This is a genomic window from Novosphingobium sp. GW835-FHT14H07 (genome assembly GCF_058793515.1).
In genome coordinates this window covers 1-11926 of sequence record NZ_JBXAFX010000032.1, presented here as the reverse complement: position 1 = coordinate 11926, position 11926 = coordinate 1, and the positions used below count along the sequence as shown (strand labels likewise).

14 protein-coding genes and 1 pseudogene are annotated in these 11926 nt (G+C 64.3%); 12 read left to right on the top strand and 3 right to left on the bottom strand.

Annotation, left to right across the window (positions count from 1 at the left end; translation table 11 throughout):
• Nucleotides 1-10: 10 nt before the first annotated feature.
• From AC1Q5P_RS19090 to AC1Q5P_RS19080, 3 genes and pseudogenes are all read right to left on the bottom strand, one after another.
• Nucleotides 11-454 carry a DUF411 domain-containing protein gene (locus tag AC1Q5P_RS19090; RefSeq protein ID WP_056383964.1) on the bottom strand — a complete coding sequence of 148 codons (444 nt, stop codon included), beginning with the start codon at nt 452-454 and terminating at the stop codon, nt 11-13.
• 68 nt (nt 455-522) lie between these two features.
• Nucleotides 523-966, bottom strand: a complete 444-nt coding sequence (locus tag AC1Q5P_RS19085) for a DUF305 domain-containing protein (protein WP_292923729.1) — start codon at nt 964-966, stop codon at nt 523-525.
• A gap of 25 nt (nt 967-991) precedes the next feature.
• A pseudogene (locus AC1Q5P_RS19080) lies at nt 992-1165 on the bottom strand (MerR family transcriptional regulator); the annotation flags it as partial.
• A 73-nt stretch (nt 1166-1238) separates the two neighbouring features.
• On the opposite strand from AC1Q5P_RS19080, the gene AC1Q5P_RS19075 reads away from it, so the two are divergent.
• From AC1Q5P_RS19075 to AC1Q5P_RS19020, 12 genes are all read left to right on the top strand, one after another.
• The gene (locus AC1Q5P_RS19075; protein WP_292923708.1) at nt 1239-1889 is read left to right on the top strand and encodes a cation efflux transmembrane domain-containing protein; all 651 of its coding nucleotides are present in this window, start codon (nt 1239-1241) and stop codon (nt 1887-1889) included.
• 65 nt (nt 1890-1954) lie between these two features.
• The gene (locus AC1Q5P_RS19070; protein ID WP_292923710.1) at nt 1955-2251 is read left to right on the top strand and encodes a hypothetical protein; all 297 of its coding nucleotides are present in this window, start codon (nt 1955-1957) and stop codon (nt 2249-2251) included.
• 60 nt (nt 2252-2311) lie between these two features.
• The gene (locus AC1Q5P_RS19065) at nt 2312-3589 is read left to right on the top strand and encodes a TolC family protein (protein ID WP_292923712.1); all 1278 of its coding nucleotides are present in this window, start codon (nt 2312-2314) and stop codon (nt 3587-3589) included.
• The gene (locus AC1Q5P_RS19060; RefSeq protein WP_292923714.1) at nt 3589-4764 is read left to right on the top strand and encodes an efflux RND transporter periplasmic adaptor subunit; all 1176 of its coding nucleotides are present in this window, start codon (nt 3589-3591) and stop codon (nt 4762-4764) included. The genes AC1Q5P_RS19065 and AC1Q5P_RS19060 overlap by 1 nt, the downstream gene beginning before the upstream one ends.
• Nucleotides 4765-4767: 3 nt before the next feature.
• Nucleotides 4768-8013, top strand: coding sequence for an efflux RND transporter permease subunit (locus tag AC1Q5P_RS19055; protein ID WP_492519777.1), 3246 nt, complete (start codon nt 4768-4770; stop codon nt 8011-8013).
• Nucleotides 8014-8066: 53 nt separating this feature from the next.
• Entirely contained in the window at nt 8067-8555 is a 489-nt protein-coding gene (locus tag AC1Q5P_RS19050; protein ID WP_194919685.1) for an SRPBCC family protein, read from the top strand.
• The gene (locus AC1Q5P_RS19045) at nt 8552-8926 is read left to right on the top strand and encodes a hypothetical protein (protein WP_194919687.1); all 375 of its coding nucleotides are present in this window, start codon (nt 8552-8554) and stop codon (nt 8924-8926) included. Before AC1Q5P_RS19050 ends, AC1Q5P_RS19045 begins: the two co-directional genes overlap by 4 nt.
• A gap of 45 nt (nt 8927-8971) precedes the next feature.
• Nucleotides 8972-9313: a flagellar hook-basal body complex protein FliE gene (fliE, locus tag AC1Q5P_RS19040; RefSeq protein WP_194919688.1), complete on the top strand. Its 342-nt coding sequence runs from the start codon at nt 8972-8974 to the stop codon at nt 9311-9313.
• Nucleotides 9314-9343: 30 nt separating this feature from the next.
• The gene (locus AC1Q5P_RS19035; RefSeq protein WP_194919689.1) at nt 9344-10231 is read left to right on the top strand and encodes a bestrophin family protein; all 888 of its coding nucleotides are present in this window, start codon (nt 9344-9346) and stop codon (nt 10229-10231) included.
• Nucleotides 10232-10236: 5 nt separating this feature from the next.
• Entirely contained in the window at nt 10237-10620 is a 384-nt protein-coding gene (locus AC1Q5P_RS19030) for a hypothetical protein (protein ID WP_194919690.1), read from the top strand.
• Between the two features lie 3 nt (nt 10621-10623).
• Nucleotides 10624-11310 carry a ZIP family metal transporter gene (locus AC1Q5P_RS19025; RefSeq protein WP_194919691.1) on the top strand — a complete coding sequence of 229 codons (687 nt, stop codon included), beginning with the start codon at nt 10624-10626 and terminating at the stop codon, nt 11308-11310.
• Nucleotides 11307-11915 carry a cation efflux transmembrane domain-containing protein gene (locus AC1Q5P_RS19020; protein WP_194919692.1) on the top strand — a complete coding sequence of 203 codons (609 nt, stop codon included), beginning with the start codon at nt 11307-11309 and terminating at the stop codon, nt 11913-11915. Before AC1Q5P_RS19025 ends, AC1Q5P_RS19020 begins: the two co-directional genes overlap by 4 nt.
• Nucleotides 11916-11926: the final 11 nt, after the last annotated feature.

Sequence of the window (11926 nt, the reverse complement as noted above, 5' to 3'; positions counted from 1 at the left end):
CAATCACCATCTATCCTTGATGGCGCGCAAATATTCGTGTGCCTGACGGACCGAATGCGACGACGACATAGGGATCGCCGCGACGACCCGGCACCTCCATGCCCGGCGATCCCACCGGCATGCCGGCCACGGCAAGGCCAGTGACGCCCTTCGGGCGCTGGGCGAGCACCCGCTTCATGTCTGCGATGGGAACGTGACCTTCGAAGACCAGGCCGTCGATGACTGCGGTATGGCAGGAGGACAGCGAGGCCGGAACGCCGCGCGTGCCTTGGAAAGTGGCGCGAGACTGATCGTCTACCATCCTGATCTGCCGCCCGAACTGTGCGCGGACTTGTGCGGCCCATTGCTCGCAGCACCTACATCCCGGGTCGCGGTGAACCACGACCGGGCCCGCCGCATTTGCGGCGGTTGCCAAAAGCATCAATGCGGCTCCAAGCAGGTGGCGCTTCAGCATGTTCGGTCCTCTTTCCTTCATCTGCCTATACGCGGTCGGGAGAAGAACCCCTCGAAATATGTCGAGCGTCAATTGAGGCGCGCAAGGATGACCTTCATCTGTTCGATCTCGCGGCGCTGAGAGTTTCGGATTTCGCCGCACAGGCGCTTGACCTCTGCATCCCGGAGATTCGCTTCGCGGCACATCAGGATGGCGCCTGAATGATGTGGGATCATCGAACGCAGGAAGGCGACGTCGTCGATTGTCGTTTGGGATCGGATCAGCGCGAATGACCCAAAGAAAACGGCCACCGATACGACGATGATCGCAAGATTGGCGGAGCGCGACGCAAACATGTGCTTCATCGCCAGAATCATCAGCACCACCATGGGTGCTACCATCATCAGCGTCATGTAGAGCATGTTGAGATTGTTGTAGAAGCTGTCGAGGCTGTCGATCATGACGAACATCACGAGGTACATGATGACGGCGCCGATCAAGGTCTGCACGGCAAGACTCAAATAGCCATTCATCTTGCTGCCTGCGTTCTGCGAGCGTGAAACCCAGATCACGCGAGCGTTTGATGAATGACAGGCGATCAAGGTGCGAGCGATCGTAGAGACGATAATTGCCACCGCTACGGATGGGAGCGGGAACCAGGCCCTCGGCTTCGTAGAAACGGACGGTCTCGATCTTCAACCCGGTACGCTTTGCAACCTCACCAATTTTCATCGCTCAACCTCTTGACCCTCAAGTAGGATGAGGGTTCATATAAGGCGTCTGATCCACGAATCGAGCTTCGATAATGGCAGACGCTTGTTGCTCAGCGAAACGCGACACGATTGCGGAACTTGGTCGCAAGGCCGAGCAGCGCCGCGTGCTCATCGTCGTGATGCTCATCAATCTAGCGATGTTCGTTGTCGAGTTTGGCGGCGGCGTCGTCGCGCGTTCCTCCGCCTTGATGGCGGACTCGGTCGACATGTTCGGCGACGCGGTGGTCTATGCGCTCAGTCTCTATGCACTGCATCGGGGGGGGCGCTGGGAAGCGGGCGCGGCGCTGGCGAAGGGCGGCATCATCCTGGCTTTTGGCGTCGCGGTCATTTTCGAGATCGCTGACAAGATTGCGAACGGCGTTCCTCCGGCATCGGGCGTGATGCTCGGAGTTGGCAGCGCCGCGCTGGTCGCGAACCTGATCTGCTTGGTGCTGCTCTGGCGCTTCCGCCGCGAGAATGTGAACATGTCGAGCACGTTCGAGTGCTCGCGCAACGATGTCGCGTCGAATGTCGGGGTTCTCGCGGCTGCCGGATTGGTCGGTCTGACCGGCTCGGCATGGCCGGACATCATCGTCGGCGGACTGATCGCCGTAGTCTTCCTGCGGTCGGCATGGCGCGTGCTACGGGAAGCTTGGCCGGCATGGCGTGCCACGAAGGTACCGGCGCGCGAGTTACTGCAATGACATGGAAACCTCGCTGTGGTAAGGGCGGTTTCGTGCGAGCCTTTTTCCCTCTTTTGACATGCCTGATGCTGGTCCTCACCAGCTTCTCTGGTATGGCCCATGCCGCCGATTTGGCGGGGGGAAGCATCGCGGGCGTGGAGTTCACGGTTCATACCGATGGCGACATCGATCAAGTGCCATCGGATTCGGACAAGAACGTTCCGCACCATCACAATTATTGCCACGGGCATGACGTTGGCGCGCCTGCGCGCATGACGATGGAATATACGCATGTTTTGGCGGATCCCAAGCCGGCAATCTCCGCCTCTGCATCGCTCGACGGCCGCACCGGCATTGTCCATTTGAGGCCCCCGCAAGCCTGACGACCGATTTGGGTGCGCGTTGGCGCGCCACTGTCGATCATCGTCAGGAGTCCTATTTTCATGCATCGTATCCTCGCGGCCATGCTGGCCGCAGCGTCGTGCGCCACTATGGCGCAGGCGCAGGTCGGACCATCCGCGCCTTTTGCGCAGGACACGCCGGTCTACACGCTTGACCAAGCGGTCAGTGCAGCGGGTGGCTCTGCCCCCGCTGCGGACGCGGCCACCGCCGCGATCGACGCGGCTCGCGCAGGTCGCACGGTCGCCGGATTGCGGCCGAACCCGGTCGTTCAAGGCCAGGTTGAGAACGTCGTCGGGTCAGGTCCGTATCGGGGCGTCCGCAGCGCGGAAACCACGGTCGGCTTTGCAATCCCGATCGAGCTAGGCGGCAAGCGCGGTGCCCGCGTCGCGGTCGCCAATGCGCAATTGTCCCGGGCCGAGATCCAGGCCGCGATCATCGCGGCGGATGTCCGGCTTCAGGTGACGCAGCTCTATGTCGAAGCGGTCGCAGCCGACCGGCGGGTGGCGACGGCGCGGGATCAGGCCCGGATCGCCAGCGACGCGCTGCGCGCTGCGAGCGTCCGGGTGCAGGCGGGGCGTGCGTCGCCGCTGGAGCAACAGCGCGCGGATGTCGCGCGCATCAATGCCGATGCCAATGTGGAGCGGCAGCTTCGCTTGGCGGAGGCGGCGCGGGCCAATCTGGCGCGTCGGGTCGGTCGACCGATCGACGGCGCGCTCGATGACACGCTACTCGATCGCCTTCCGGGTGCGAACGTCTATGGGCCGGTGGCACCGGTCAACACGACCGGCACGCTCGCGCTGGCGGCGGCGAACGCGGATTTCTCCATCGCGGAAGCCGGCGTGCGGCTCGCGCGCGCCAATCGCGTCCCTGACCTCAATGTCGGGCCTGCGATCCGCCGCCTGGAAGCGACCAACGACATGGCGGCGGTGTTCACCGTGTCGATTCCAATCCCGCTGTTCAACAATGGTCGCGCGGCGATCGCGCAGGCGACCGCGCAGCGGACGCAGGCGGATGCACAGCGCCGCGTGACCGCGCTCGACATCGAACAGGCGATCACGGACGCGCAGGCGCAGGCGGCCAATGCCGCGACCACCGCCCGCGCGGCATCGGGGCCGGCGCTGGCAGCCGCCCAGGAGGCCGCCCGCATCGCGCGGATCGGCTACCGCGAGGGCAAGTTCGGCCAGCTCGAATTGCTCGATGCGGAACGCACCCTCGCCGAGACGCGCGTCGCCGCGATCGACGCGCTCGCCAACTACCAAAATGCCCGCGCGCAGGTGGAGCGACTGACCGCTCCTGCACCCAATGGGGGGAACCAGTGATGAAGAGTTTGTATCTCGCGGGCGCGGCGTCGCTCGCCCTGCTGCTGGCTGCCTGTGGCGGCAAGGACGCCGGAAATGAGGCAACTGCCGATGCCGCGGCCGGTAACGAAGCGGCTGTTGGCGCGGAAAGGGGCGGTGCTGAAGGTCACGCTGATGAGGGCGTCGTCACATTGGGTGCCGATCAGATCGCTGCGGCGGGCGTCCAGGTCGGACGGCCGATCATCGGCGGAGCCGGAACGATCGAGCTTCCCGCGATCATCGAGGGCGACCCTCAAGGGACGCAGGTCGTCTCGGCCGCGATCGCGGGACGGGTGGTCGCGCTGACGCGCAACCTTGGCCAATCGGTCGGGCGCGGCCAGACTATCGCGGTGATCGAGAGCCGCGAGGCGGCGCAGATCAAGGGCGAGGTCGAGGCGGCACGGGCACGGCTTCAGCTCGCTAACTCGAACCTCGCGCGCGAGCAGCGGCTTTTCGCGCAGAGAGTCTCCCCTGAACAGGATCTGATCGCTGCCCGCACGGCGGCGACGGAAGCGCGCATCGCGCTGACGCAGGCGCAGAGCATGGTGTCGGCCGCCGGTGTCGGCGGTGGGGGCCTCAACCGGCTCGGCATCGCCGCGCCGATCTCGGGCCAGATCATCGCGCGCCCCGTGACGCTGGGACAGACTGTTGCGGCGGACGCCGAACTCTATCGCATCGCCAACCTCGCCCAAGTGTCGATCGCGCTCAACCTGAAGGCTGAGGATGCGGGCCGAGTGCGCCCCGGCAACACCGTGCTGGTCAAGGCGGCGGGCCGTCAGGCGACGGCGCGCGTGACCTTCGTGTCGCCCGCGCTCGATCCGCAGACGCGGCTCGTGCCGGCGCTCGCCACGCTCGACAATCGCGGTGGCGAATGGCGGGTCGGCGAGCCGGTGACGGCGGCCGTCCAGCTCACGGGCAGTGGTGGCAGCGGTGCGATCCGCGTGCCAACGACGGCGGTCCAGAGCTTCGAGGGTAAGTCGGTCGTGTTCGTCCGAACGCCCACTGGCTTCAAGGCGACTCCGGTCCAGCTCGGCGATGCGTCGGGCGACACGGTGATCGTCCGTTCGGGCCTGACCGGCAACGAACAGATCGCCACCACAGGAAGCTTCACGCTCAAGGCCGAGATCGGCAAGGGCGAAGCGAGCCACGAGGATTAAGCCATGATCGCCCGCATTGTCACATGGGCGGTCGAGAAGCGCTGGCTTGTCCTGCTGCTCACCGTCATTGTCGCCGCCATCGGCGCGTTTTCCCTTTACCGGCTGCCAATCGACGCGGTGCCGGACATCACAAACAATCAGGTCCAGATTAACGTCCGCGCACCCGCGCTCTCGCCAGAGCTGGTCGAGAAGCAGGTGTCGTTCCCGATCGAAACCGCGCTCGCCGGCACTCCCGGCCTAGAATATACGCGCTCGCTGAGCCGCAACGGCTTCGCGCAGATCACCGCGGTCTTTTCGGACGCCACCGACATTTATTTTGCCCGTCAGCAGGTGGGAGAGCGTCTGCAAGGCGTGCAAGAGAACCTGCCCGATGGCGTGAACCCTGAAATGGGCCCGATCGCGACCGGGCTGGGCGAGGTGTATATGTACACTGTTCGTCTCGAGCATCGCAATGACGACAAGCACAAGCCCGGTGAACCGGGCCAACAGCCCGATGGCAGTTACATCACGCCAGAGGGCGAGCGACTGACGACCGAAGAAGACAAGGCGACCTACCTGCGCACCGCGCAGGACTGGATCGTCACGCCGCTTCTCAAGAACACTCCGGGCCTCGCCGGCGTCGACTCGATTGGCGGTTACGCCAAGCAGTTCCTCGTCGTGCCCGATGTGCAGAAGCTGGCCTCGCTCGGCATCACGCTGACCGACCTGGGCAATGCGCTGGAGCGCAACAACACCAGCGTCGGCGGCGGCTTTGTCAATCGCAATGGCGAGGGTCTGGCTGTCCGCTCGGATGCGCTCGTACGCAATGCCGGCGAGTTGGCCAGGACCGTGATCGCGACACGTAACGGCGTGCCGATCACGGTCGAACAAGTCGCGACCGTGAAGACGGGTCAGGCGATCCGCATGGGTTCGGCTTCGGAGAACGGCACGGAAGTGGTCGTCGGCACCGCGATCATGCGGATCGGCGAGAACAGCCGCGTCGTGTCTACAGCGGTCGCCGAGAAGCTGAAGACCATCAACGCGTCGCTGCCCCCGGACGTCGTGATCCAGCCGGTCCTTAACCGCACCGAGCTGGTCAACTCGACGATCAAGACAGTCGCGAAGAACTTGTCGGAAGGCGCGGTACTGGTCATCGTCGTGCTCTTCGTGCTGCTCGGAAACTTCCGCGCGGCGCTGATCGCGGCGCTGGTCATCCCGATCACCATGATGCTGACCGGCTTCGGGATGCTGCGTGCTGGCGTCTCGGCCAATCTGATGAGCCTCGGCGCCCTGGACTTCGGTCTGATCGTCGATGGCGCCGTCATCATTGTCGAAAACGCGCTGCGCCGGCTTGCCGAGCAGCAGCATCACGAAGGCCGATTGCTCAGCGTCAAGGAACGGCTCGCCACCGTGGCAGCCGCTGCGCGTGAGATGATCCGTCCCTCTGTGTACGGGCAGGCGATCATCATCCTCGTCTACGTGCCGCTGCTGACGCTGACCGGCGTGGAGGGCAAGACGTTCGTGCCGATGGCGCTCACCGTCATCATCGCGCTCGCCTTCGCCTTCATCCTCTCTCTCACCTTCGTGCCGGCGATGATCGCGATCTGGCTATCGAAGAAGGTCGAGGAGAAGGACGGCCGCATCATCACGTGGCTGAAGAAGCGCTACGAACCCGGTCTTGATCGGGCCATGAAGCGTCCGACCGTGACGATCGGGGCGGGTGTCGCGAGCCTTGTAGTGGCGGCGCTCGCCTTCACCACGCTCGGCTCGGTGTTCCTGCCGCAGCTCGATGAAGGCGATTTGCTGATCCAGTCGCTCCGTATTCCGGCGACGTCGGTCCAGCAGAGCCAGGCGATGCAGGTGCCGATCGAGCGGATGATGTCGAAGCAGCCGGAGGTGCAGTTCGTCTATTCCAAGACGGGCACCGCCGAGCTGGCGGCCGACCCGATGCCGCCGAACGCGACCGACATGTTCGTCATCCTGAAGCCGCGCAAGGATTGGCCGAATCCTGAGCTTCCCAAGGAGGAGCTGGTCAGCCGGATCGAGGGTAATCTCGCGAAGATCCCGGGCAATGCCTACGAGATCACCCAGCCCATCCAGATGCGCTTCAACGAGCTGATCGCCGGCGTGCGCGGCGACATCGCGGTGAAGGTGTTTGGGGACGACTTCAACCAGATGAACCGGACGGCCGAGCAAATCGCTGCGGTGCTTCGCAAGACGCAGGGCGCAGCGGACGTGAAAGTCGAGCAAACGACGGGTCTCCCCATGCTCGACATTCGCGTCAATCGTGACGCGATGGCGCGCCTGGGCGTCACGGCGCAGGACGTGCAGGACACCGTAACTGCCACGATCGGCGGTCGGACCTCAGGCCAGATCTTCGAAGGCGATCGTCGCTTCCCGGTGGTGATCCGCCTGTCGGAGGCGCAGCGCGCTGACATCGGCCTGCTCGAACAGGTGCAGGTGCCGGTGGCAGGCGGCCGCTATGTGCCGCTGTCCAGCGTCGCCGAAATCAAGGTGGTCGATGGTCCAAACCAGATCAGCCGCGAGAACGGCAAGCGGCGCGTGGTGGTGCAAGCCAACGTGCGTGGCCGTGACGTTGGATCTGTGGTGGCGGATGCGCAGGCGGCGATCGGCAGCCAGGTCCGGCTGCCTGCCGGCGCCTATCTCGAATGGGGCGGCCAGTTTGAGAACCTCCAATCGGCAAGCGAACGGCTGAAGCTCGTCATCCCGGCCTGCTTCATCCTGATCCTGTTGCTGCTCTATGGCGCATTGGGATCGGTGCGAGATGCAGCGATCGTGTTCACCGGCGTGCCCTTCGCGCTGGTGGGCGGCGTCCTGCTGCTCTTCTTGCGAGGCATGGACTTTTCGATCTCGGCGGCGGTGGGCTTCATCGCCTTGTCGGGCATCGCGGTCCTCAACGGCCTCGTGATGGTCAGCTCGATCCAGGATCTGATCCGGTCGGGGCTATCTCGCGAAGAGGCGGCCCATCTCGGCGCAATGCAGCGTCTGCGGCCCGTCGTCATGACCGCGCTCGTCGCCAGCCTCGGCTTCGTGCCGATGGCGCTGGGCGAGGGCGCGGGTGCGGAGGTGCAGAAGCCCTTGGCGACCGTCGTCATCGGCGGCCTGATCTCGGCGACGCTGCTGACGCTGTTCGTGCTGCCGACGCTCTACGCCCGGTTCGGGCAGAAAGTGATCGAGAAGCCCGAGCACTACAATGAGGAGCATGAAGGGGACGACCACGGTCAGACCTTCGTGAACAACTTGGCCTGATGGGTGGGCGGGGAGGTCCGCGATCGCCCCGCTCATCTCTGGGAGATGGGGATATGCCTCGCACCATAACCAGCTCAATGCTTCACGGCGGGCCACTGCGCATCTGGTCGGCACTCACCGATCCGGATCATCGCCGGGCGTGGAGTCCGCTCGTATTTCTCGATGACCCGTCCCGGCTCGGCGACACGGAATGCACCTTCGCGATCCAGGGCATCACCCGGCCAATTCGGACGCCGGCCCGGGTCGATCAATCCGATAAACCGCACGCCTTCGCTTGGTCCTGCGGAATCCCCTATCTGTTCACGCTCGAAGAGCGGTACGAGCTGGCAGGGGACGATGGCGGCACCAGGCTAACGCATAGCTGCACGCTACGCGGGGCACTTTCCCTGCCGTTCGCGGCGATGATGTTGCGCCGCCTGCGGTCCCTGATGATCGAGGCTGACGAACGTCTCGCAACCTATCTGCGCTGGCGGGTGGGTCAGCCTGCCCGTGGGATCAATCGTCAGCGCGTTCCCTCTCGCTACAGGAGGAAGGCGCGATGATGAACTGGAAGCGGGCGCTGTCCGCCCTGGTCTTCGTTGGCGGACTCGTGGCTTGCTCGGAAAGCAAGCCGCCGGCCCCGCCGACCGAGCAGCAAATTCATTCGTCCGACAGCGCTGTGGCGACCGGGGAAATGGGCCGGCACCCGTATCGCTGTTCGGACGGGGAGCCGCTGTTCGTCGACTACAAGGATAGCGGACTGCAGATCGACTTGCGGCGCACCAACAATGGGCCGGCGATGACGCTGACCGCACCGGCGCAGGGCCTGCAATATGTCGGCGAGACGGCCACCGCGACCTTCAAGGGGTCGCAGCTCACAATTGTGGAAGGCGATGGCCGCACCCGGACCTGCGAGCGGGAGGGCACCCGATGAGCCGTTCCGTTCTCCGACGCATCGCACTGCAACGGGAGAGGAGCGATGTCTGACAGGTCGATCTCGAATGTGATGGCCATTCGCGCCGAAGTGATCGCGCGAAGCCGCGCCTTGCGCGAGCCGCAGCCCACGGTGCCGCCCGGCGTGACGCCGACCGCTCCGGCGTCGAACTTCGCCGACACCCTCAATGCTGTGGTCGCGAAGGTCAACGAGACCCAGGAGCAAGAGGATGTCGTCACCGAAGCATATGAGCGTGGCGAAACCACCGACATTGCAACCGTCGCGCTCATCCAGAGCCGCGCATCCATCACTTTTGAGGCGACCCTGCAAGTCCGAAACAAGCTGCTGTCCGCTTATCGGGACATCATGAACATGCCGATCGGATGACGATTGCAGGGAGATTAGGGCGTAACTGATATGATTGTTGGCACAAGGCCACGATTTAGACAAATCATTATCGAGGTTTGGAAGCCGCTCACGATCTTGTTCGTGTGGGACGTAGCCGTGACGGCATTCCACATGATGACCCCGATCAAGGAACCGCCTTTGCCGACGGCGCTGTTCGGCACTGCCATCGCGCTCTTCATGGGATTCCGGACCAACGCTGCTTATGCGCGTTGGTGGGAGGCGCGCACCTTGTGGGGCGCGCTCATCAATGCGTCGCGCAGCCTGGCCCGGATCACGCGCAGCCTGACCAAGGGGGAACCCGAGGGCAGTGAGATGCGGCACAACATCATCCTGCGGCAGATCGCCTTTGCGCACTCGATGCGCTGCCAGCTTCGCCGACAGTCGCCCTATGAAGAGATTGCCCGGGTCGCCGGAGCGGACGTCGCCGATATGGCGGTCGCTCGCCTGAACCCTGCCAACGCGCTCTTGGAGGACATATCGGGCATCTACGCCGACGCGCTCGCGGAAGGTCGGATTACCGAGATCCAGCAGGCAACTGTCGAGCGCGTCCTGATCGACATCGCCAATGCCGAAGGCGGCATGGAGCGGATCAAGAACACGCCGCTGCCCAATGGCTTTAGGTTCTTCCCGAACCTTTTCACGCGCGTGTTCTGCGTGCTGCTCCCGATCGCGCTGGTCGAATCCCTGGGCCTTGCCACGCCGATCGGATCGACGTTGATCGGACTCGTCTTCCTCGCGGTGCTAAGCATCGGCGAGGATCTGACCGATCCGTTCGCCAATAGCGTTCACGATGTCCCACTCACGGCCATGTGCCGCACGATCGAGATCGACCTTCTTCAGACGGCGGGACTGCCAGCCCCTGATCCGCTGACGCCCGATCACGGCGTACTGTGGTGAGGGCGATGTGCGCCTTGCGGCACCTGCCTAGCCTGACAGCCACGCGCATCGGCGCCGTTCTGTTTGCGGGTATGGTCGTAGGGGCGTGCAATCCCGCGCCGAGCGAACCTGTCGAGCCGGCACATGAAAAGCATCTGACGCCTCGATTAATCGCGCAGCGCATCATGTATTGCGACGATGGATCGCGCGCCGATGTCGACTTCATCGACGATGGCCTGAAGATGGCTGTCACTTGGCTGCCCAAGGGCAGAACCGAGATCCTGCGCGCCCAGCGAACCGGCGAAGAATTTCGCGGCGACCAGTCGCGGGCAGTCGTGGCGGGCGGGTCGATCGCCTTCATGCAGCGCGGGAAGATCCGCGTTTGTCACCGAACCCCGGAGGAAACATAGGATATGCAGGCATTGCTCTACACGCTTGCGCCTGTGTTGGCGGTCGTGCTCGGCGCGATCATCGCGAGCCGCACCAAGTTGAAGCCCAACCTTGTGGCCGGCCTCCAGCATCTCGCGGCGGGGGTCGTGTTCGCGGCGGCCGCGACTGAAATCCTGCCGCAGGTCAAGCATGAGGCGTCGCCCAGCGCGACGTTGATCGGCGGGGCGGCGGGCGTTGCGACAATGCTGGGGCTCAAGACATTCGAAGCCCGCTTCAAAGGACCGATGGCGCTGCTCGCCGCGATCGGCATCGACATTCTGGTCGATGGTCTGGTGCTCGGCCTCGCCTTCGTAGCGGGTGAGAAGGCGGGTTTCCTGCTGACGATCGCGCTGACGTTGGAAGTCTTGTTCCTGGGGCTGACGCTGACCGACGAGCTGGCGGAAACCTATCGCTCGCGCCTGCGCATCATCGTGATCGTCTCGGCATTGGCGCTGCTGCTGCCGCTCGGCGCGCTCGCGGCCGTGCCCGTCGCCACGCTGTCGCCGGTGATGGTCGCCGGCTTCCTGAGCTTCGGGCTGATGGCGCTGCTCTATCTCGTCACGGAGGAGCTGCTGGTCGAGGCGCACGAGAAACCCGACACCCCGCTCATCAGCTCGATGTTCTTCGTGGGGTTCCTGGCCCTGCTGACGCTTGAGGAGATTATGGGATGATCTCGAGCAATGACAACAAAGGCGGACAGGAGCGCCGCACCCTCTGGATCGTCCTGCTGCTGAACGCGGCGATTGCGGCAGGCTTCTTCGTCTCGGGCTTCTTCGCGGATTCGAGCGCGCTGATCGCCAACGGCGTCGACAACCTGTCAGACACCGCCGTGTACGCGCTGAGCCTTGTGGCGCTCACCCGGGGCCAGACATGGAAGACACGCGCCGCGGTCGCTTCGGGCGTCATGCTGCTGATCTTCGCGGGCGGTATCCTGATCGACGTTGGCCGGCGCTACCTTCAGGGCAGCGAGCCGATCGGACCGACCATGATGGTCATGTCGGCGATCGCCGGCGTCGTAAACTACCTCTGCCTGCGGCTGCTCCAGCGGCTCAAGGATCCGGACGTCAACCTACGGGCCGCCACCACCTTCAGCTTCAATGACTTCATTTCCAATGGCGGCATCCTGATCGCGGGCGTGCTGGTGCTGTGGCTGGGCACCAACTGGCCGGACCTTCTGGTCGGCTTCGCTACCGCCCTCATCGCCATCAAGGGCGGTGTCGAAATCCTGCGCGACGCGCGCGCCGAAACCAAGAAAAGCGAAAGGAGGTCGTCATGAACGACAAGCTC